Annotated in this window: 22 protein-coding genes and 1 pseudogene; 16 read left to right on the plus strand and 7 right to left on the minus strand. The window is 35.1% G+C overall.

Annotation, left to right across the window (positions count from 1 at the left end; translation table 11 throughout):
* Positions 1 to 517: 517 nt before the first annotated feature.
* From ACIQ2X_RS03930 to acs, 9 genes are all read left to right on the plus strand, one after another.
* Positions 518 to 736, plus strand: a complete 219-nt coding sequence (locus ACIQ2X_RS03930) for a hypothetical protein (protein WP_396177582.1) — start codon at positions 518 to 520, stop codon at positions 734 to 736.
* A gap of 596 nt (positions 737 to 1,332) precedes the next feature.
* Positions 1,333 to 1,752, plus strand: a complete 420-nt coding sequence (locus tag ACIQ2X_RS03935; RefSeq protein ID WP_396177583.1) for a helix-turn-helix domain-containing protein — start codon at positions 1,333 to 1,335, stop codon at positions 1,750 to 1,752.
* A 103-nt stretch (positions 1,753 to 1,855) separates the two neighbouring features.
* Positions 1,856 to 3,235: a porin gene (locus ACIQ2X_RS03940; RefSeq protein ID WP_396177584.1), complete on the plus strand. Its 1,380-nt coding sequence runs from the start codon at positions 1,856 to 1,858 to the stop codon at positions 3,233 to 3,235.
* A gap of 19 nt (positions 3,236 to 3,254) precedes the next feature.
* Positions 3,255 to 4,805: an MFS transporter gene (locus ACIQ2X_RS03945; RefSeq protein ID WP_396177586.1), complete on the plus strand. Its 1,551-nt coding sequence runs from the start codon at positions 3,255 to 3,257 to the stop codon at positions 4,803 to 4,805.
* Positions 4,806 to 4,816: 11 nt separating this feature from the next.
* Positions 4,817 to 5,038 (plus strand): DUF6814 family protein, encoded by a 222-nt coding sequence (locus ACIQ2X_RS03950; RefSeq protein WP_396177587.1) that lies wholly within the window; start codon positions 4,817 to 4,819, stop codon positions 5,036 to 5,038.
* 250 nt (positions 5,039 to 5,288) lie between these two features.
* On the plus strand, positions 5,289 to 8,000 hold the full coding sequence (locus ACIQ2X_RS03955; protein ID WP_396177589.1) for an ATP-binding protein: 2,712 nt from the start codon (positions 5,289 to 5,291) through the stop codon (positions 7,998 to 8,000).
* Between the two features lie 47 nt (positions 8,001 to 8,047).
* Complete coding sequence (locus tag ACIQ2X_RS03960; protein ID WP_396177590.1) at positions 8,048 to 8,410, plus strand: response regulator transcription factor; 363 nt, start codon at positions 8,048 to 8,050, stop codon at positions 8,408 to 8,410.
* 48 nt (positions 8,411 to 8,458) lie between these two features.
* Positions 8,459 to 10,357: an acetate--CoA ligase gene (locus ACIQ2X_RS03965; protein WP_396177591.1), complete on the plus strand. Its 1,899-nt coding sequence runs from the start codon at positions 8,459 to 8,461 to the stop codon at positions 10,355 to 10,357.
* Between the two features lie 48 nt (positions 10,358 to 10,405).
* Positions 10,406 to 12,313 carry an acetate--CoA ligase gene (gene acs / locus ACIQ2X_RS03970; RefSeq protein WP_396177592.1) on the plus strand — a complete coding sequence of 636 codons (1,908 nt, stop codon included), beginning with the start codon at positions 10,406 to 10,408 and terminating at the stop codon, positions 12,311 to 12,313.
* A gap of 108 nt (positions 12,314 to 12,421) precedes the next feature.
* Here acs and ACIQ2X_RS03975 read toward each other — a convergent pair.
* Positions 12,422 to 12,682, minus strand: a pseudogene (locus tag ACIQ2X_RS03975) (hypothetical protein); the annotation flags it as partial.
* A 121-nt stretch (positions 12,683 to 12,803) separates the two neighbouring features.
* Between ACIQ2X_RS03975 and ACIQ2X_RS03980 the strand changes: the two are divergent.
* From ACIQ2X_RS03980 to ACIQ2X_RS04005, 6 genes are read left to right on the plus strand one after another with little or no spacing between them, the layout of a single operon-like run.
* A complete protein-coding gene (locus ACIQ2X_RS03980) occupies positions 12,804 to 13,610 on the plus strand; it encodes a hypothetical protein (RefSeq protein ID WP_396177593.1) in 807 nt (268 codons plus the stop codon).
* 4 nt (positions 13,611 to 13,614) lie between these two features.
* Positions 13,615 to 14,049, plus strand: a complete 435-nt coding sequence (locus tag ACIQ2X_RS03985; protein WP_396177594.1) for a hypothetical protein — start codon at positions 13,615 to 13,617, stop codon at positions 14,047 to 14,049.
* Positions 14,050 to 14,076: 27 nt separating this feature from the next.
* On the plus strand, positions 14,077 to 14,274 hold the full coding sequence (locus ACIQ2X_RS03990; RefSeq protein ID WP_396177595.1) for a hypothetical protein: 198 nt from the start codon (positions 14,077 to 14,079) through the stop codon (positions 14,272 to 14,274).
* Between the two features lie 44 nt (positions 14,275 to 14,318).
* The gene (locus ACIQ2X_RS03995) at positions 14,319 to 14,990 is read left to right on the plus strand and encodes a hypothetical protein (protein WP_396177596.1); all 672 of its coding nucleotides are present in this window, start codon (positions 14,319 to 14,321) and stop codon (positions 14,988 to 14,990) included.
* A gap of 11 nt (positions 14,991 to 15,001) precedes the next feature.
* Positions 15,002 to 15,298 (plus strand): hypothetical protein, encoded by a 297-nt coding sequence (locus tag ACIQ2X_RS04000; RefSeq protein ID WP_396177597.1) that lies wholly within the window; start codon positions 15,002 to 15,004, stop codon positions 15,296 to 15,298.
* The gene (locus ACIQ2X_RS04005) at positions 15,288 to 16,214 is read left to right on the plus strand and encodes an ADP-ribosylglycohydrolase family protein (RefSeq protein ID WP_396177598.1); all 927 of its coding nucleotides are present in this window, start codon (positions 15,288 to 15,290) and stop codon (positions 16,212 to 16,214) included. The genes ACIQ2X_RS04000 and ACIQ2X_RS04005 overlap by 11 nt, the downstream gene beginning before the upstream one ends.
* 346 nt (positions 16,215 to 16,560) lie before the next feature.
* Here ACIQ2X_RS04005 and pepT read toward each other — a convergent pair whose 3' ends face one another.
* The 4 genes from pepT to ACIQ2X_RS04025 form a co-directional block, all read right to left on the minus strand.
* The gene (pepT, locus tag ACIQ2X_RS04010) at positions 16,561 to 17,886 is read right to left on the minus strand and encodes a peptidase T (protein WP_396177599.1); all 1,326 of its coding nucleotides are present in this window, start codon (positions 17,884 to 17,886) and stop codon (positions 16,561 to 16,563) included.
* A gap of 240 nt (positions 17,887 to 18,126) precedes the next feature.
* Positions 18,127 to 18,603 carry a nuclear transport factor 2 family protein gene (locus ACIQ2X_RS04015; protein ID WP_396177600.1) on the minus strand — a complete coding sequence of 159 codons (477 nt, stop codon included), beginning with the start codon at positions 18,601 to 18,603 and terminating at the stop codon, positions 18,127 to 18,129.
* Complete coding sequence (locus ACIQ2X_RS04020; protein ID WP_396177601.1) at positions 18,603 to 19,055, minus strand: hypothetical protein; 453 nt, start codon at positions 19,053 to 19,055, stop codon at positions 18,603 to 18,605. The genes ACIQ2X_RS04015 and ACIQ2X_RS04020 overlap by 1 nt, the downstream gene beginning before the upstream one ends.
* Before the next feature lie 79 nt (positions 19,056 to 19,134).
* Positions 19,135 to 19,599, minus strand: a complete 465-nt coding sequence (locus ACIQ2X_RS04025; RefSeq protein ID WP_396177602.1) for a hypothetical protein — start codon at positions 19,597 to 19,599, stop codon at positions 19,135 to 19,137.
* A gap of 380 nt (positions 19,600 to 19,979) precedes the next feature.
* Here ACIQ2X_RS04025 and ACIQ2X_RS04030 point away from each other — a divergent pair, with 380 nt between their 5' ends.
* Entirely contained in the window at positions 19,980 to 20,765 is a 786-nt protein-coding gene (locus ACIQ2X_RS04030; RefSeq protein ID WP_396177603.1) for a sulfite exporter TauE/SafE family protein, read from the plus strand.
* A gap of 32 nt (positions 20,766 to 20,797) precedes the next feature.
* On the opposite strand, the gene ACIQ2X_RS04035 is transcribed toward ACIQ2X_RS04030, so the two are convergent.
* Positions 20,798 to 21,619: a M23 family metallopeptidase gene (locus tag ACIQ2X_RS04035; protein WP_396177604.1), complete on the minus strand. Its 822-nt coding sequence runs from the start codon at positions 21,617 to 21,619 to the stop codon at positions 20,798 to 20,800.
* Positions 21,620 to 21,723: 104 nt separating this feature from the next.
* A partial coding sequence (locus ACIQ2X_RS04040) for a cation transporting ATPase C-terminal domain-containing protein (protein ID WP_396177605.1) occupies positions 21,724 to 22,396 on the minus strand: 673 nt, incomplete at its 5' end.

Genomic DNA, 22,396 nt, shown 5'->3' on the forward strand with positions numbered 1-22,396 from the left:
TATCACTACTGTTGCGTAATCAGAAAGATTTTTTGTTGTAATTGAAGCGAATAAATAGTTAAACTGCTTAACAGAATCGTCGATCAGTCGAGGGTGTTGAAGTAATTTTGAATAGTGAAGGACAGTAGTATTTGTCTATCGAATAGTGAGGGATGAAAGTGTATTTAAACCGTCAAGTTTAGATAAGTTGTTTTCATAGTCATTGTCAATTTCATTTTTCTGTGTTCGCCCATTGGTACGGCTTCATTTCAATTACTCTGCAAAGATAGCCCACACAAGTGCGAAACATCTTACGGAATTCAAATCAATGCTTATACAATTCGGTTTTTTAAATAGGCTACAATAAGTGGTATGCTCGTTTATTTTAAAAATGCAGTAAACAAATACCATTTAAGAATTTGAAGCAAATGTGATTTCGAAACTTTTATAAAAAATTCCGTAAAAAAAGAATTCATTTGAGAAAGTATCTTTATAAAAATAACAAAAGGGGAAAAACCTTTTTATAAAATTAAAAGCTATGAAATTTTTAAACGAACAACAAAAAGTAAATGGATTCAGTTCACCATTTGATGATCAAAACGAATTATTAAATGCATTATCGCATGAAGACCTCGAGAGCGAAGGCAGGGATGATGGAGAAAATTTGGATGAATCCGCTGTGGAAAAACGACAAGATTGGGGCGATATCGATCCCTCGGGTGGAGACGCACCTTTAAGTCCTGGAAGTGCCGTTTAAAAAACCACTTTTTTAAGTAAAGCTATCTTAGGGTAGCTTTTTTTATGAAAATTCTTTCTGTAAAAATGCTAATAGTCGAATTAAGGCTAAAAAAGGACTGCAACATTTTTATAGGCTTAGCAGTTTTACTTTATACAGTTTGTACAACTTCAAGAAGTACGCTCAGCACTTTTGTTGTAATACAACTTTATCAGCATCGTTTTTATTGGGATCTTCGGGTTTTTTCTTTTGGAATTCCAATTTGTAAAATAGCCATCCGAACCCCGCTATTAAATGCAATACTATGATGCTGAAAACAATGTAATTCATAACAGATAATTTGAATGTATTTTTAATTTTATTTTATGATGATTTCAAAGCTTTCTGACTTAGTGTAAAAGTAGGCCCCTTGAATTTTACATACGGTAACATTTGTCACAAATAGGAATAGATTAACGATACTTTTAAACCTCTATTTAGTATGGATTAGTAATAACTATCAATTTCACATAAGAAGGTCAGTAAAATTAAGTACTTCATAAAAATAGAAACAATTTTTTACATTATTCTTGTATGTATATTTGCTAAATTAGTATATTTATGCAAAATTTATATATATGGAAATTTTAGCATGTCCAAAATGTCAAGACAATCATATTGTCAAAAGCGGAGTCATCAAAGGCAGACAAAGGTATTTGTGTAAAAAATGCACCTATTTTTTCACCGTAAACAAGATCGGTAAAAAGATTGATAATTACTATGTAATCAAAGCTTTGCAACTGCATCTTGAAGGCCTTAGTTTTCGTGAAATAGAGCGCATTTTAGGGGTTTCGCACGTAACGGTAAGCAACTGGATTAAAGAGTTTAATATCAAAAAGCCTACACAAGCCGATTACCACCCTGCTTATAAGATTTTTAATCATTTAGAACTGGTGGAATACCTCAAAAATAAAGACCAACTCTCTGGTGCAGGTATGATAATTACAGAGTTGGGGGACAAATTTATGCTCATAAAATGGGAGCGTTTCAAAGATTAACTATACTAATTTACACTTGTATATATTAAAAAATTATTTTATCAATTCATTTGCGCAATTTGGTACCGTCGAAAGACAATTAACCATTAACCAAAACGTATTTATGAAACAAATTTATTTAATTGCTGCGGTACTGATTTTCTCAGTAAAAGCGTTTTCGCAAGGATCGCCCGATTATGGTGCGGGATTAAAAGTCAATCTCAAAGAAGATGGTTCTAAGTATTTAAGAATTTTAGCTTGGAACCAAATTTGGTTGCGTTCTGCTGAAATGAATCCTGGAACGATGATCAATGGAGAAGAAGCTTCAACGAGCACCGATATTGCAAACCGACGACTCCGACTTTTGATGTATGCTCAAATTTCACCTCGGTACATGATCCTAACTCATATCGGAATTAACAACCAAACCTTTACCAATGGTGGTGCAAATGGAACTGCTGGAACTGGTGGTTATGGTCAAGGTAAAAAACCACAATTGTTTTTTCATGATGCTTGGAACGAATACGCGTTAGTTTTGCCCAAAGCGGACAAAAAATTTAGTCTTTCAATAGGTGCTGGTTTGCATTATTATATGGGACTCTCTCGCGAAACAATGTCTTCCACTTTAAATTATTTGACAATTGACGCACCCATTTTCAATTGGCCATTAATTGAAAATTCAGATCAATTTGCCCGTCAAGGAGGTTTGTTTGCCAAAGGAAAATACGGAAAATTCGAATACCGATTGAGTTACAATAAACCATTTGCAACTAATCTAGCTCCAACAGATGTTGCAACTCCTGACTTAGCAGTCGCAGTAGATAATAGTGGCAATACCAAATGGTCGAAAGCGGGATATTTTGAATACCAATTTTTAGATGTTGAATCCAACTTGCTTCCTTACAAAGTAGGATCCTATTTAGGAACTAAAAAAATGTTCAATATTGGAGCTGGGTTTTACAATGCTCCAGATGCTACTCGAACTTCGGTAGCAGGAACAATTGGCAAACACGATATTACTTTACTTTCAGCAGATGTTTTTTTGGATATGCCTATTGGTAAACCAGAAAAGAAAATGGCTCTAACGGCATACAGTGTTTACTATGATTACAATTTTGGACCCAATTATCTGCGAAATATTGGTATTATGAATGTTGGAGCTGCTAATCCCGATTTTACAGGAAATAGAGCATTGGCTGGAGCTGGAAATGCACAAGCTACAATTGGTTCTGGGAATATTTGGTACACACAAGCGGGTGTTTTACTTCCCACGTCTCAGGAAAAACCCAAAGTTAGAGTACAACCTTTTGGTGCTTATACATACAAAAATTTTGATGCTTTGGATAAAGCAAGCGGCCAATTTGATTTGGGAGCCAATTTCTTTATAGATGGTCATCACGCCAAAATAACCACACAATATTCAACACGACCCGTTTATACTACTCCAAGTAACATCGACAGACATTTGGGTGAGTTTACGGTGCAACTTCAAATTTATTTATAAAATCTAAAAACAAATTTATATGAGTACAAAATCTACAAAAGGGATCTGGAAAGTAATTTCAGCTTCCTCAATGGGCACAATGATCGAATGGTATGACTTCTACATCTTTGGAAGTTTGGCTGTAGTATTGTCAACAAAATTTTTTCCGTCAGATAATCCTACTGCTGCGTTTTTATCCACTTTGGCAACATTTGCAGCGGGTTTTGTGGTAAGGCCATTTGGTGCCTTGTTTTTTGGTCGATTAGGAGACATTATCGGTCGAAAGTATACCTTTATGGTCACGTTAATGTTGATGGGTGGTGCTACCTTTGTCATGGGATGTATTCCTACTTATGAAACAATTGGTTTTACGGCACCTATCCTAATATTGATTTTACGTTTGTTACAAGGTCTAGCTCTTGGAGGTGAATACGGTGGTGCTGCAACTTATGTAGCAGAACATGCTCCAGCTGGTCAAAAAGGGTATTGGACTTCATGGATACAAACAACCGCAACTGTTGGTTTATTTGTATCATTAGTAGTGATTTTAGCTACAAAAGGATTGTTATCTAAAGAAGCCTTTGACGAATGGGGTTGGAGAGTACCGTTTTGGGTGTCTATAGTTATGGTGGGTATATCCTACTTGATTAGAAAAAATATGGATGAATCACCTGTTTTTGCCAAAGCAAAAGCAGAAGGAAAAACAAGTACCAATCCACTAAAAGAAAGCTTTGGTAACCGCTACAACTTAAAATTTGTTTTATTAGCACTTTTTGGAGCCACAATGGGACAAGGTGTTGTGTGGTATACGGGACAATTTTACGCAATGAGTTTTTTAAAAACAGTAATGTTTGTCGAGGCATCTCAAGTAGAAACATTGTTAGGTATAGCCTTAATATTAGGAACTCCATTTTTTGTTTTCTTTGGCTGGTTAAGTGACAAAATAGGAAGAAAATCAATTATGATGGCTGGTTTATTAATTGCAATCATCGCATATAGACCTATTTACAGAGCCATGTTTCAAACTACTGATTTAGCTTTGAAAACTGAAATCGTAGCACAAACTAAAACGGTTCCTTCTTTAAAAGAAATCAGCGAAACTAAAACTGACTCTATCTACACAACTTCTAAATCTTACACTGATGGTACCGTTGCTGAAGAACTAAAAACAATACATTTTGAAAACGGAAAGATAATGTTCGATGACAAAGGTGCTGAAAAGATTGAAACTAAAATTACTAAAACAATTAATGATGCAGATAAATGGATGCTTATATTTCTTGTGTTTCTTCAAGTGATTTTTGTTACTATGGTTTATGGTCCAATTGCAGCATTTTTAGTAGAAATGTTCCCTGTGAAAATTAGATATACCTCGATGTCCTTGCCTTATCATGTTGGAAATGGTATCTTTGGTGGATTACTTCCTGCCATTTCAACATTTTTAGTAACTACCTCAAAAGGCACTGGGCCTACGCCTGCTAACCCTGAGTATTATCTAGAGGGTTTATGGTATCCAATCATTATTGCCGGTATCTGCTTTGTTATTGGAATGATTTATATAAACAGAAAAAACAATACACTTCACGACTAAGACATAAAATTATGAATTCAATTAAAAAACTTTTAGGTATAGTATGGATACTACTAGCCTTGGCAGCAGCCTTTTACAGCATCGAAATGTTTGGATCTAAACTTACATCTGGCAAGCAGGATGATTTAGTATTTGGAATTATTATGTTCTTCATATTACTACCTCTTATTGTAACTGGATTGCTCACTTTTGGATGGTATGCCTTAAACGGCGAATACGACGAGAATAAATAATATTAATTTTAGATAAAGTTATGGCTCCTACAATTTTTGGGAGCTTTAACTTTTGTATTTGTTATGAAACAAAGACACCAACAGAAATTACTCATTCTTTCCCTTTTTTTGTTACTTTGCTTCAACATGCCTTTGTTGTTGCTCTTTGACAGTGTGACTTCAGTTGGAGGAATTCCGGTGATGTACGTCTATATTTTTTCGGTATGGATTTTTTCAATATTGGTTTCACTTTTGGTTATCAAAAGGTATTATGAGTAGCATTGTTTTATTAATAATCCTATCGGTCTATTTGGCAATTCTTTTTGGAATTGCTCATTGGGCAGAGAAAAGAGGAAATTCAAAATGGACAAACAATCCGTATGTCTACACGATGTCTTTGGCAGTGTATTGCAGCGCTTGGACCTATTACGGGAGTATTGGTGTTGCAGCAACTTCAGGGCTCAATTATTTACCAATTTATATTGGTCCCATCATTGTAATTCCTATTTGGATTATTGTGCTTCGCAAAATCATTCGAATTTCAAAAATAAATAAGATTTCCAGTATTGCCGATTTTATATCACTTCGTTACGGAAACAGTCGGCTTTTAGGGGCGTTAGTAACATTGGTTTGCATTTTTGGCATCTTACCGTACATTTCCTTACAACTCAAAGCCATTTCTGAAACCTTTCATTTGGTTACTCAAACTGATGAGGATTCCAATATTTTTAACGATACCACAACGTATGTAGCCATTGCTTTAGCTCTTTTTGCATCCTATTACGGCACACGTTATGTGGACGCATCTGAACAACGAAAGGGAATCGTAACCGCCGTTGCAGTAGAATCCATTTTAAAGTTATTCTTTTTTATCCTTCTTGGTCTCTATGTTACCTTCTTTGTATTTGATGGTTTTGACGATATTTATGCTCAAGCCAGTTTGCTGGAAAATTTTAAAGAAAAAAATTCCATAGGAGGAATTCCACAAGCCATTAATTGGTTTTTTCTTTGTGTGCTTTCACTTTTTGCCATTTTTCTTTTACCCCGACAATTCCAAATGGCGGTGGTAGAAAACAATCGCGAAAGCCATATCAAAACCGCTGTTTGGTTGTTTCCGCTGTATTTGCTGCTGTTCAATATTTTTGTGTATCCGGTGGCGTGGGGCGGTAACATTCTTTTTGATGGAAAAGCAGTTAATCCTGATACCTATTCGTTATTGATTCCACAGTTATATGATAATCAAATGGTAGTGATTTTGGTCTTTCTAGGCGGATTTTCAGCAGCAATATCCATGATCGTAGTTTCGTCGATAGGATTATCGACTATGTTGAGTAATAATCTCTTGATTCCGTATGGTTTTTTAGGTAGGTTGCAAAGTGATGTACAAGAAACCAATATCAAAAAAATTGTTCGCATCCGAAAAGTGGGAATATTTTCGCTCATTATTCTATCTTATATAATTTATCGCGTTTTTGTTTTAGATTATAATTTATTTTCGATTGGAATGGTATCTTTTGTAATCATCGCTCAATTAGCACCCGCATTTTTTGGAGCAATTTTATGGCGAAGAGGTTCGAAAAAAGGAGCTGTTACAGGAATCATTGTGGGATTTTTAATTTGTACCTATACTTTGTTGGTTCCGTATACCATCGGAATTACCAACTCGGATAACAGTTTTATTACAAATGGACTTTTTGGTATCGAACTTTTAAAACCATTTCAGTTATTTGGACTGGATTATTTGGAAGCTGTACCACAAGCTGTTTTTTGGAGTTTGTTGTTCAATACGATGGCTTACTTTGCTGTTTCAGTTAGTTTTAACGGAAATTACAGGGAACGAAATTATGCCGAAATGTATATCGATATTGAAAAATACGTTACCACTCACGAAAATGCATTTATATGGAAAGGAACAGCTTACACTTCGGATATTCAAAAAGTTTTGAATAAATTTTTAGGGGAAGAACGAACAAAAAGAGCCCTAAATTTATTCCGACAAAAGTATAACTTTTCCAAAACCGAAGAATTGGCAGATGCTCGATTGGTTAAATTTGCCGAAAATTTACTTACAGGTCACATCGGAACGGCATCAGCCAAAATTTTGATTTCCAGCGTTGTTAAAGAAGAAAAGATATCACTTCCCGAGGTTTTAAAAATTTTGGAGGAATCCAAAGAAAATATTCTAATCAATAAAAAGCTGACCGAAACCTCCAAAGAACTCAGCATAATTACTGCTCAACTCAAAAACGCAAACGAAGAATTGATTCTAAAAGACAAACAAAAAGATGAATTTTTAGATACCATTTCGCATGAATTGCGAACCCCGATTACTGCCATTCGAGCGGCAACTGAAATTTTGCACAACGATGAGGATATTCCACAAGAAATGAAAAAGCAATTTCTGGCCAATATCATTTCAGAATCCGACAGGCTGAATCGTTTGATTACTAAAATTTTGGATTTGGAAAAATTTGACTCGGGTTTGCAAAAAATTTATGTCACCAAAAACAATATTTACCATACTATTTCCGAAGTAGTAAAGCAGTTAAAGCAGCTTATTGAAAATAAAAATATTACGATTGACATAATTTCAGAAAAAAACATTGTAAAAGCATTTTATGACGAAGACCGCATCACGCAAGTGCTCAATAATTTAATTTCTAATGCCATTAAATTTTGTCCAAATCAAGAAGGCTCGATTGCTATTCACATCAAAGAAACCGATAAACTCATTGAAGTCGCTGTAGTTGATAACGGAAAAGGAATTGACGAAAATGATTTTGAAGCAATTTTTGATAAGTTTTATCAATCCTCAAACCAAAACATCAGAAAACCCGTTGGGAGCGGTTTAGGTTTAGCGATTTGTAAAAAAATTATCGAACACCATAACGGGAAAATTTATGCGGAAAACACCGAAAATTCTGGAGCAAGAATAACTTTTTCGATACCAAAATACAGTAGAGTACAGCAAAGGCCATCTTAAATAAATTAAAATTAAACTTTTTTTAACCCCTAACAAAAAAGGTACTTATGAAGAAAATATTAATTGTAGACGACGAACCCAACATTGTAATGTCGCTTGAATATACGTTTAAGAAAAACAATTTCGAAGTTTTTATTGCCAGAGACGGTCAGGAAGCTTTGGATATTTTAAAAAATGCACTGCCCGACATCATTATTTTAGACGTTATGATGCCCAACGTGGATGGTTACAACACCTTAGAGCAAATCAAAGAAGACAAACGATTAAAGAATACAAAAGTCATTTTTTTATCGGCAAAAAATAAAGAAAAAGATATTGAAAAAGGTCTCACTCTCGGTGCCGATTTGTACATGACCAAACCTTTTTCTGTCAAAAAGTTAGTTGAACAAGTAAATGAATTGACCAAATAAACCAAAACCAATTTTTGCTTCTAAAGCAAAAAAAAAATAATAACTATTATGAATAATTACAACCAATTTTACACTAAAAGCATCAGTAATCCAAATGATTTTTGGCAAGAACAAGCAGATGAATTAGATTGGTTTTCAAAACCAACTGTCGTGCTTTCAAAAGATGAAAATGGATATCCGATGTGGTTCAAAGACGGTATGCTGAACATGTGTTATCTAACCATAGACAAACACATCCAAGATGGTTTTGGCAACCAAGTTGCGATGATTTACGACTCTCCAGTTACGCAAACGGTTAAAAAATTTACGTTTAACGAAGTCAAAGCCGAAGTGGCCAAACTCGCAGGAGGTTTACTATCACTTGTCTTTAAAAAAGGCGATACGGCAATTATTTACATGCCAATGATTCCGCAAACTACCTTTGCTATGTTGGCTTGTGCTCGAATTGGCGTTATTCATTCTGTTGTTTTTGGCGGATTTGCACCACACGAATTGGCCATCCGAATTGACGATTGCAAACCCAGAGGAATTATTACTGCTTCCTCAGGAATCGAAATCGACCGATTGATTGCCTATAAACCCTTAGTAGACGAAGCCATAGATTTGGCAACACATAAGCCCAAGAAAGTCATTATTTTTAATCGCAAATTAGGGGCTAAAGTTCCGTTCAAAAAACGGGATGTTGATTACGATGCATTGGTTTACGGTTCGGAAGAAGCCGATTGCGTTTCGGTTGCGTCAAATCATCCATTGTATATTTTGTACACTTCTGGAACTACCGGAAAACCCAAAGGAATTGTCAGAGATACAGGTGGTTATGCCACAGCACTTAAATTTTCGATGAAGCATATTTATGATACCAAACCCGACGAAGTTTTTTGGGCAGCATCGGATATGGGTTGGGCAGTAGGACACAGCTATATTTTGTATGGCCCCTTATTAAACCGAAATACGACAATAATTTTTGAAGGAAAACCCATAAAAACGCCAGACGCGAGTACATTTTGGCGCATTATTTCTGAACATAAAGTTGCTACGATGTTTACAGCACCAACGGCAATTCGAGCAATTAAAAAAGAAGATCCTGAAGGCGATTTCATCAAACAGTATGATTTAAGCAGTTTGCGAAATCAATTTCTTGCGGGCGAACGTTGCGATTCGGCAACAATTGAGTGGTTTCAAAAACACATACCGATTCCTGTGGTTGACCATTGGTGGCAAACCGAATCTGGTTGGCCTATGGTTGCTAATCCGTTAGGGATTGAGAAAATGCCAATTAAATTAGGTTCGGCAACGAAACCCGTTTGTGGATACGATTTGAAAATTTTTAGCGAAGATGGAACAGAATTAGCTCCCCATCAAGAAGGCTTAGTAGTAATTAAGTTACCTTTACCACCTGGAAATATGTTGGGGCTTTGGGGAAATTTGGAGCGTTTTCAAACAGGATATTTTAGTAAATTTGAAGGATATTACCTCTCGGGCGATGGCGGTTTTGTGGACGACGACGGATATGTTTTCATCACAGGTAGAGTGGACGATGTAATTAATGTAGCGGGTCATCGATTGTCTACCGCCGAAATGGAAGAAATTGTTTCGTCGCATCAAGCCGTTGCCGAATGTGCCGTGATAGGCATTAGCGACGAATTAAAAGGTCAAGTGCCGTGTGGACTTGTAGTTGTAAAAGCAGGAGTATCCATTGAGCGGTTTCAGCTAGAGTACGAAATTGTACAACGCGTTAGAAATCAAATTGGAGCTGTGGCTTCTTTTCGAAATGTGATTATGGTCGAGCGCTTACCCAAAACTCGTTCGGGTAAAATTCTTCGAAAATTGTTGAGAAGCATTGCTGATGCTGAAGATTTTCAAATTCCATCTACCATTGACGATGAGGCAATTATTGACGAAATAAAACATGCTTTTGAACAAATGCGTTTAGGACAAATTAAATAAGATTTTTAAATATACATATTACCATTAACAGATTAAAATAAAGAAGTCATGAGTTATTATCAAATAAAAAATTTAGAACAATATTTCAAACATTATAATAAATCCATCCGCGAACCACGAAAATTTTGGGGAAAAATTGCTGAAGAAAATTTCACTTGGTACCAACAATGGGATAAAGTGGTAGAGTTTGATATGGCAGAAGCCGAAATAAGTTGGTTTAATGGTGCCAAAGTAAACATTGTAAAAAACTGTATCGACCGACATTTGTCTAAACGTGGCAACAAAACAGCTATTATTTTTGAACCTAACGATCCATCAGAAGCCGCTCAGCATATAACGTATACCGAATTATACCAACGGGTTAATAAAATGGCCAATGTGTTGCGGGAACAAGGCATAAAAAAAGGGGATAGGGTTTGTATTTATTTACCCATGATTCCTGAGTTAGCAATTTCAGTTTTGGCTTGTGCCCGAATCGGAGCTATTCATTCCGTTGTTTTTGCAGGATTTTCGGCTTCGGCAGTGGCTACAAGAATCAATGATTCTGATTGCAAAATGGTAATTACTTCTGACGGAGGTTACCGAGGAAATAAAACCATCGATTTAAAAGGAATTATCGACGAGTCTTTAATAAATTGTCCCTCGGTTGAGAAAGTTTTGGTTGCCAAACGAATCAATTCGGATGTAAATATGATGGAAGGACGAGACCAATGGTTACAACCCCTTTTAGATCAAGCTTCTGATAACAATGTTGCCGAAATTATGGATGCCGAAGATCCTTTATTCATTTTATATACATCAGGTTCAACTGGAAAACCTAAAGGAATGGTGCATACTACGGCTGGATACATGGTTTATACAGCCTACACTTTTAAAAATGTTTTTAATTACGAAGAAAACGACGTGTTTTGGTGTACCGCAGATATTGGCTGGATTACCGGACATTCCTATATTTTATATGGGCCACTTTTAAACGGAGCTACAACCGTAATATTTGAAGGCGTTCCTTCTTATCCTGATTTCAGTCGTTTTTGGGAAGTAATTGAAAAACATAAAGTAAACCAATTTTACACCGCTCCAACAGCTATCCGATCTTTAGCTAAAGAAAGTTTAGATTTCATCGAACGCTTTCCGTTGAGTTCTCTAAAAGTAATTGGATCAGTAGGAGAACCGATTAATGAAGAAGCTTGGCACTGGTACAACGATCACGTTGGAGGAAAGCGTTGTCCATTAGTAGATACTTGGTGGCAAACTGAAACGGGTGGAATTATGCTTTCGCCAATTGCTTTCGTAACCCCTACAAAGCCTACGTATGCTACTTTGCCTTTGCCTGGAATTCAACCCGTATTGATGGACGAACTGCGAAATGAAATTGAAGGAAACCAAGTAGTAGGAAGTTTGTGTATTAAATTTCCATGGCCTGGAATTGCAAGGACCATTTGGGGCGACCACCAGCGTTATAAAGAAACCTATTTTTCTGCTTTTCCTGGAAAATATTTTACCGGAGATGGTGCTTTGCGAGACGAAGTGGGTTACTACCGAATCACGGGAAGGGTAGATGACGTGGTAATTGTTTCTGGACACAATTTAGGAACTGCTCCAATCGAGGATGCCATCAACGAACATCCAGCGGTTGCTGAATCGGCAATTGTAGGATTTCCGCACGACATCAAAGGAAATGCTTTGTATGGTTATGTAATTCTCAAAGAAGTTGGGGAAAGCCGCGACCGGAATAATCTTTCGAAAGAAATTAATGAAATGATTTCCAACCAAATTGGTCCCATTGCAAAGTTGGATAAAATCCAGTTCGTATCTGGTTTACCCAAAACCCGATCCGGTAAAATTATGCGACGAATTTTGCGCAAAATAGCCGAAGGAGATTTCTCAAATTTCGGCGATACGAGTACATTACTTAATCCTGAAATTGTAGATGAAATTAAGGAGGGGAAAGTGTAAAAAAACCGTTGATGAGGCATTTTTCTCTTCAAACTGAGTACTATTTTATAAACCAAAAAAGCGTGAAGACTTTTATCCTCACGCTTTTTTTGTTCTATGATTTATGGATTACTTTTTCTTCAAAACCATTTTCTTAGACTTTTTACCTTTCGAAGATGTTTTGTCCAGTTTGCTATTTGCTTCTAAAGCATTCAAATCAGTAGAAGCGGTTAATTCTGCAATTCGGATAATTACGTCAACCGCTTTTTGCATACTTTCTACAGGAAGGTATTCGTATTTTCCATGAAAATTGTGTCCACCTGCAAAAATGTTCGGACACGGCAAACCCATATACGACAATCTCGAACCGTCTGTTCCGCCACGAATGGGTTATACTAATGGCTTAATATTTATCATAAAAAATTTTTTTCAACACTTTTTAAATTAATGTATTGGAAAATCAAAAATGTTTAGATATATTTAAATTTTTCGAACCTAAAACCATTTTTTTATGCCAACACTTCACAAAATTATTGCTTTAGATTTAAAGAATTCAACTTTTGAAAATTTTGAACATTGGTGTTTGACAACTGATTTTATTTCGGCTAATTCCACCAAAGATTACATCAAGTATCGAATATTGGAACAAACAGAAGAAAATCCGATGCGATTTATTTTTATCATTGACGATTTTTTTTTCGGAACCGTTCAGGAAAATGATTATAGAACGATTCACATCCCTGATTATATTCAAACCGAATTTGTAGAGCATTGCATTCCAATAAAATTACACGAAATCGAGCCCTATCGATCGGTGATTATCGATTGGATTTTCAATAATAATAGAACCAAAGCCAAAATCGGTTTTGAATTACTTTCTTTTCAAAAGTTCAATGACGATGATGATGAAGAAATGATGTTCCCAAATTTTACAAATCATATTATTTGCATTGATGTGTTGGATCTTGGTTTTACTTTACTTGACTTTTTCTCGCCATTCAACGATAAATTCAAAGCCATATTGCAGGAGTTTAAAATGCATTATGAAGGTGGAGGCTATCTCAACAGAGTAAAACTATCAAGAATGTACATTGTAGAAAAATACATTATGGGATTTAGTTTTAAAATGGATGGCCAACCCCTACATCATTTTCATTATAACATGAATTTTGAAGACATGCTATTTGATTACATCAAACCCTTCACATTTGATCAAGACATTGAATTGACCCTTGATAATGTTTTGGATAAAATTAATTTGGTTGGTTTAGAGCAAATATCCGAATTAGAAAGAAAAATATTAACGAAAAATTTATAGTGAAATGATTAAAATAAATAAACCATCTACTTTATTTACCGCAAAAGCAATACTTAGATATAAAGGAACAAACATGAGACATGTCCAAGAAAAAAGATTTGAAAGCATCAAAATCTGGGAGATTGATTATAACTTGAGGGAGGAATTGTTGGTGACTCAAACCATGTTTGATGGAACCGAAATTATGTTTTCAATGATTTCAGGCAATCTGTTTTTTAAAGAAAATGGGTATTTTGAGTTAAAAGAAGATCAATTTTTTTGTGATTTTTGTCTCTTTTATGATACAGATTTTATGGTTTTTGAAGGTTGTATCAGCTATTTAAATGCGCTAAATCTAAATTTTGAGTACAAAGAAGATTTTGATACAACAATTATTTTACCTTATAATAAACGATTGTTTGATATATGGGTAAAGCATAACAAGCAAATACAAGATTAAAAAAAATAACCTTTAAATTTTACAAATATGTTAAGAAAAAAAAGATTTCCAAACGAAACAGAAGATCAATTTAATGCTCTAAATCATCAACCAGAAAACAACGACCACATTGCCAATTACATTTTGGCACACAATGGTCAGTTACCACCACAACCCATGTTTGAGAAACATGCTAATTTGGATGATTTTAATTACAACACTTTGAAAATAATATTAAAGAAATAACAATTGGGGTTTGCCCAATAGAAAATTAATTAAAAAATACAACTATGATAATCGAACACGCGTCAATAAATTGGCAAATCCATATTCCTAATAAAGTAAAAACTTTAGTTTTAGGGTCGTTCAACCCGAGTAACCCGAACAACAATACAGATTATTATTATGGTAGAAGTTCTAATTATTTTTGGAAAACTATTGCAAACCTTCTAGGTAAAAATGAAGATTATTTTTGTGGAAACTATGAAAGGAAAATTGAAGTTATGGACAAATATGAATTTTGTTTTTTAGATCTAATTTCAGACATTAATATAACTGGATTTAATGAGATGCATGAAATTAGTTTCAAAGATCAAAAAATATTTACTGAATATAGTGATAGTGTTTTATTCACTTCTAATACTAATTTTCAAGGTGGTAAAATTAATGTAATACGAAATTACAATCAAAATATCTTAAACTTTATAAATGATTACAGTCCTAAACGAATAATTCATACTTTAGGAAATAATACTATTGATTTGAATTTTAATACGAAGTGGAAAGAGAATAATTTAGGTTTAAATGGTTTTCAAGGTTTTATTAGCACAATTATTGAAAACTGTGAATATTTTGAACAAATTTCATACAGTCCAAGCGGAAGAGCAGTACGAGTCGGTGGTCATGATTACTTTCAAAATTTAAGGACTTGGATTCAACAAAATTTAGAAATAAATCTTTAAAAATAAATCACATGAACGAATTTCAAAGAACAATTGGCACAACATATTACAATCAAAACTATTTAAATGTTGGAGTTGCTGCTTCCAATAATTTAGGAAATCATAATGAACCATTACAAATTATTTTGCCAAATGGACAAATTATTCATTCAACAATTAATAGAACCATTAATAAAAATGGTTACGTTAGATTTTATGGAGGAGTTGAATGGAATCAGTTCATACAAGCGAATTATAACTTACATCAAGTTATCAGTTTCCAAGTAAATAATCCCAACACAATTTCAATTTTACCAAATGCCCAATAACCTCCAAACCATCCTCCTCGCCACCGCCACCGCCGATGCCCTCGGCGTGCCTGTGGAATTCAGCCGTCGCGAAGATTTACAACAAAATCCTGTAACCGATATGCGAGAATTTGGCACGTACAACCAACCCAAAGGCACTTGGTCGGATGATACGTCGTTAATGTTGTGTTTGGCTGAAAGCATAGTAGAGGGTTTAGATTTGCAAAAACTCGCCCAAAAATTTATCGCTTGGAAAAACGATAATTATTGGACGGCTCGTGGTTGGGTTTTCGATATTGGCATCGGTACAAGAATTGCTATTGAACGATTAGAAAACGGCACTCCGCCCGAATTAGCCGGCGGTTTTGATGAGATGGACAACGGTAATGGCTCGCTTATGCGTATTTTACCCTTGGTTTTGTACATCAAAGATATAGTCATTGACCAACGTTATGAGTGGACTAAAAAAGTGTCTTCGCTTACCCATGCACATGTTCGCTCGGTGATGGCTTGTTTTTATTATTTAGAGTTTGCTAAAAAAATTCTTCAAAGAAAAGATAAATTTCAGGCCTATGCCGAACTGCAATCCGAAATGATAGCCTATTTTGAAAACCGTGAAATAAATCCCCTAGAAATTCAAAAATTCAGTAGGTTATTAACGGAGGATATTTCAACCTACAATGAAGCAGACATCCACAGCAGGGGGTATGTCATTTATACTTTAGAAGCGTCTATTTGGTGTATTTTAACGACGTCAAATTACAAAGAAGCCGTTCTAAAAGCAGTGAATCTTGGGGGAGATACCGACACAACAGCAGCCGTTGCAGGCGGTTTAGCAGGTTTGATTTATGGATTGGAAAGCATTCCTAAAGACTGGTTGGAAGTGCTAGCTAGAAAAACAGACCTAGAGGAATTGGCTCAACGTTTTGAAAAATAACATAGTATACTGAATTTAATCCAGTTCCAACAAAACCAGATGTGTAATCGGTAGCCCTTTATTACGAAAATAAAACAAATTCATACTGAATGTCAGACCACCAAAGAACCTATGCCATTAACATAGAAAATGAAGCCGCTATTAGAGATCCCTTACAAGATACCCCAACCCCGACAAGAATAAATTAAAGTTGCTCAATCCTGAAATTGTAGATGAAATTAAGGAGGGGAAAGTGTAAAAAAACCGTTGAGGAGGCATTTTTCTCTTCAAACTGAGCACTATTTTATAAACCAAAAAAGCGTGAAGACTTTTATCCTCACGCTTTTTTTGTTCTATGATTTATGGATTACTTTTTCTTCAAAACCATTTTCTTAGACTTTTTACCTTTTGAAGATGTTTTGTCCAATTTACTATTTGATTCTAATGCCTGTAAGTCGGTAGAAGCGGTTAATTCTGCAATTCGGATAATTACGTCAACCGCTTTTTGCATACTTTCTACAGGAAGGTATTCGTATTTTCCATGAAAATTGTGTCCACCTGCAAAAATGTTCGGACACGGCAAACCCATATACGACAATCTCGAACCGTCTGTTCCGCCACGAATGGGTTTTATAAGCGGTTTGATGTTCAGGTCACGCATCGCCATTTCGGCCAAATCAACAATATATTTTACAGGCTCAACCATTTGACGCATGTTGAAATATTGATCCGTAATTTCTACGATTACAATGTCTTCGCCAAATTGCTTCGCATATTTTTTATTGATTTTGTCGGCAATTTTTTGCACTTTTTTCTTTCTCTTTTCAAAACTTTTGGCATCAAAATCACGAATAATTAACTGCACATTTGTTTCTTCGATACTTCCGTCAAAATGATGAACGTGGAAAAATCCTTCGTATCCCGCAGTTTCTTCGGGTGTTTCTCCTTTGGGTAATTTGCTGATAAAATTGTTGGCAATCAACATCGAGTTGATCATTTTACCTTTGGCATAACCCGGATGTACACTTTTCCCTTTGAACGTTAATTTGGCTCCAGCCGCATTAAAATTTTCATATTCCAATTCGCCAATCTGACTTCCATCCATTGTGTATGCCCACTTGGCACCAAATTTTTCGACATCAAACAAGTCGGCTCCACGACCAATTTCTTCGTCGGGAGTAAAGCAAACTCTAATTTTCCCGTGTTTGATTTCTGGATTCTTGATTAAATGTTCCATCGCAGAAACAATTTCGGTCAAACCTGCTTTGTCATCGGCTCCGAGTAGTGTAGTTCCATCGGTTGTAATGAGGGTTTGTCCTTTGTACATCAATAAATCTTCAAAATAATTTGGAGACAGGACGATGTTTTGTTCGGCATTTAATACAATATCACCACCGTCATAATCAGTAACAATTTGTGGTTTTACATTAAATCCAGTAAAATCCGGCGTGGTATCAAAATGCGAAACAAAACCGATTGTGGGTACTTCGTGTGTTACATTGCTTTCTAAAGTTCCAGTTACATAACCATTTACGTCTTTAGAAACGTCGGTCATTCCTATTTCTTTTAGTTCTTTAACCAATAAATCGGCAAGAACGTGCTGTTTCATAGAACTGGGTGTGGTAGTCGAATTGGGATCAGCTTCGGTGTCAATAATGGCATAACTGATAAAACGGTCGATAAGATGTTGCATACTATAATGGTATTGATAAAGGTGATTTTTTTGAAATACAAAGATACACATTCAAATTTGAGGCATCGCAAAAAAACAGATGATTTCTGAGTATCTGAAGCGATTAAAAGAAAATTTGGTGTTGAAAAAAATAGTTCATCAACTCAGTTATATTGGACTAAAAATTAACTTTGTTCTGTGTAAATACCTGTTAATTAATCGTTTAAAAAATATTCAAAGGCTATTGAAGCAAGGGGTAACTTAATCTTTCTTTCGTTGAAAAGCTCGAAGAGAAGCTATCGCCTGCTCTTGAATTTTTTTCTTAAAAAATGGTGCCCAACCCAATAAAACGGCTTTTAATCCCAAGGCTTGTTTGGACCAAGCGTATAAATCAAACGTATCGGTATGACGGTAAATGAGCCCGTCTTTGAACTCAAATTCGGCATGAATTCTATTGACTACTTTACGATTCGTACTGCTAAACGTATATTCGGCAACCCAATCCGCAGCGCCTCGTGAGCCATTTGAAACAACATTGGAAAACTTGATATCCAATTGTCCCTGACTTTTTTGGATAAGCATTTCCCACATATCCTTAGCATCACTTGCCTCTAAAACTCCAAAGGCGGGATCTTTAAAAATCACTTCCGGATGGTAACAACTACTCATCGTTCTGCTGTTTCCAGCCGCAAAACCAGAGTAAAATTCTTCTATTAATTGTTCGTTTTGTCGGGTCATTAGTTAAATAATTGCTTTAAGTCAGTTACAGTATCGTACGATTTATCAGGAAGTCCGAACATTTTTATTTTGTTCTGGGCAGTAAAAAATCCCGTACGACTTGAAAATTGCGAATCCGTTCCGAATATTCTAAAACGCACGTCGGTTAGTTTATTTTTCTTTAACAAAAGTAGTTCACTTGGTGTAATCAAATAATACGACTGAATGAACTTATCCGAAATGCTGCGTACATTTTTGTCGGTACACGTGATAACATTTCCATCTTCCAAAAACAAATAGAGAGTTCCTCCAATGTAAAAAGTGGGATCTGAAGTTTCAACCTGTACGAGAAGTGTTCCGCCTTTTCCATTATTGCCTATTTGTACTTTCACAGCTCCCGAATAGCGGTACGAATCGCTGAAAAAAGACCATGTTGGTGTAGCTGGAATGGTTTTTTGGTCTTGTAACGTCATTTTTTCCTGCGAAAAAACAACGTTGCTAATTAAAAATGTAAACAAAAGATACTTCAAATTTTTTAACATTCGTCTTTATTTAGTAGATTTTGTCGACCCAATCTGTCGATTTTATTGCTGATACTTTTTGGTTTTTGTCGATAGTTACACGAAGCTCTTTTTTAGCAAAGTCCCGTTCATATTTTGCTTTATACCTGAAAATGTAACTCTCGTCTGCATTGTTTTTAAGTACTTCTGTTAAGTAAATCTCCTTAAAATCGCCGTATTTTACTCTGAATTTATGACATACTTGCGTTAACTTTTCTTGTGTAGTATTTTTTATTAACGTAGCAGTAGCTTCCTCAGTTGTAAATGGTTTAAATCGAGAAGTATTGCACGTCATCAACACTCTTTTGCCTAAAGCATAGGCTTTGTTTTTTAAGACAGGAGGAATTTCGTCGGTGGTAACAACCGAAAGGGTTGGACGGGTTTCTTCTACTGCCTCTTTTTTGGATTTACAACCGATTAAAAGCAAGATAAATCCTATAATAATAATTTTTTTCATTGCAAATAGTCTTATTTTTTTGTTTTAAAAATAATACAAATAGTTTGAACAAGGGCTCAAACTTGCATTTATAACTTTTATTTATGATAGCTGTATGTTTTATTTTGCTGAAAAAATACTTTTAATTAGTGATCAAAAAGTTACAAAGTAGTAAAGTTTCCTTGTAAATATTTTAAAAAGACACAAACCATCGGAGTTCAAAGGGCACAACGTTATTTGATATTTTTATTTCAATTGTTTCAGTATTTCATTAGGGTATTTTAAAAATCGAAATCCAATTTGCTGAAATTCTTCTATTTTAGCTTACAAAAATGTAGGTAGACAAAAGAAAACGTAAAACTTTACGCATATTTGTATCTACTTTTCAAAAACGGAAAACTATGGAAGTTTTGGGTTATTTTGCCTCGCTTTTTATCGGAATTTCTTTGGGACTCATTGGGGGTGGCGGAAGTATTTTGACTGTGCCTATATTGGTTTATTTATTTCAAATCAATCCCAAACTATCGACTTCGTATTCACTATTTATCGTTGGTTTGGCATCTGTAATGGGTGCTTTTAGACATTACAAATTGGGAAATATTAAAGTGAAATCGGCACTCTATTTTGCCGTACCGTCTTTGATTACATTATTATTGGTGCGTAAAATTATTTTATTACGCATTCCCGAAATCATCCATCTAACCGCTGATTTTACTATAAATCGAGGGATGTTGATTATGGTTCTATTTGCCATTTTAATGGTTTTAGCATCTTATTCGATGATAAAAAAACAAATTGAGCCGATTGCAAGTGGGGTAGTGAAGCCATTGCATCTTATTTTTATAGGCGCCATTGTGGGGTTGATTACGGGATTTCTCGGAGCGGGAGGTGGTTTTTTAATAATTCCGGCTTTGTTGTTTTTTGCTAAAATGAAAATGAAGGAAGCGGTAGGAACGTCGTTATTGATTATTGCGTTTAATTCGCTTTTCGGTTTTGCGGGAGATGTGGTTAATGGTGTCGAAATTAATTATATATTTTTGTTCAGCATCTCTTCGATTGCAGCAATAGGCATTTTCATCGGAACTTTTTTATCAACAAAAATGAATGGCGAACAACTTAAACCTGTTTTTGGATGGTTTGTATTAGCAATGGGAATTTACATCATTGCCAAAGAAGTTGCTTTTTAAAACTAAATTATTACAGTTGACCTGTTTTATTTTTAATATTCTCTTAAATATATTTCTTTTTCTTTTAAAAAATCAACTTTAGTACCGTCGCCAGTTTTAAACTTTGTTGGAATCGTTTGAACACTTTTCAATTTTTGCAAATACACCATTACATGCAAATGCGGTCCTGAACTCCAACCTGTATTACCACTTTTTGCAATGATTTGGTCTTGTGTTATTTGATCACCAACTTCTACAATTACACCGTTCTTCATAATATGAGCATATTCGGCAAATGTGCCATCTTCGTGGTAAATAATGACTAAATTGTTGAACTTTGCACATTCTTTGCTAGGACAACCGGAATTATTATTTTCCACTACTTTTATCACAACGCCGCCTCGCATTGCTGTAATGGGTGTTCCAACAGGCATAGTAAAGTCAAGTGAATTTTGATTTTGATGTGAAAAAGTTCCGTTGTAACCTTGATGCAAGCCGAATTTAGTTCCTTTCTCAAAAGGTAACGAATACGCAAATTCTCGGTCGTATTCTGTTTGAGAATTGTCGCCTAAACTAGTGCCATAGGTGTAACCAAAAGAGCTGGGCTTGGTTTTATCTATGATTTTAAGTGTTGCCAATGCTACTTTTTTACTATTTTTTTGAACCAAAAATGAAGTTTGTTCCGTGCCTTGAACTTTAAAATTCTTGAGCTTAAAATTTAATTCCACCGTTAAAGGGCAATGTTCGGGATTATCGGCATAAATTACAACTCCGTTAGCTACATCTTCATGAAATACGCGAATATTGGATTGTGCAAATGAATTAACAAATGAGTGGAAAAGAAAAAAAAGTAGGCAGGTTTTGAAGATTGACATAGTATGCGATTTAATTATTTCAAAGGAAATAGTATTGCAACTTAAATCCAATGAGTTTAGGATTGTGCTAACATTTTTCTAAAAGCATATTTGACACAACAGCTCTATTTTATCGCTTGCATTCTCTTAAATAGTTTTGCAAATTCGTACCAAATAACCGACACAAAACCAGCTAAAATAGCGATGAGTAACTGATTTATCGGTAAAGTCTCGAACCCGAAAAAGTGAGTTAATACGGGTACATAAAGCAATAATGCAGTAATAATCACTGTGATTGCTATGATAAGAGGAACAAGATTATTTTTGTATTTCATCGTTGTAAAAATCGAATAGTAAAACGACCGATTGACTAACGTTAATACAATATTTGAAGTAATCAAAACAATAAAAACCATCGTTCGAATTAGTTCTTGATTCATCCCTTTTTGTACCGCATATTGATAAACAAACAAAGTTCCAGCGGTAATCACAAGTCCTTGAACGATACTGGTAGTCAGTTCGTTCCAATTAAAAAATGATTTTGTAAATGGTCGTGGTTTGTTTTTCATCGTGTTTTCTTCCATTGGTTCATTTTCGAAAATGATGGAACACGTCGGACCCATAATCAATTCTAAAAAAATAATATGTATTGGCGAAAAAATATTTGGATACACCCATCCCAAAGCCAGCGGAATAAAAACCGTTAAAATAATGGGAATATGGATAGAAATGATGTATTGAATCGCTTTTTTAAGGTTGGTATAAATGCGGCGTCCCATAGCGATTGCATCCACCATT

It is taken from the genome of Flavobacterium sp. (assembly GCF_044368625.1).
Classification (GTDB): domain Bacteria; phylum Bacteroidota; class Bacteroidia; order Flavobacteriales; family Flavobacteriaceae; genus Flavobacterium.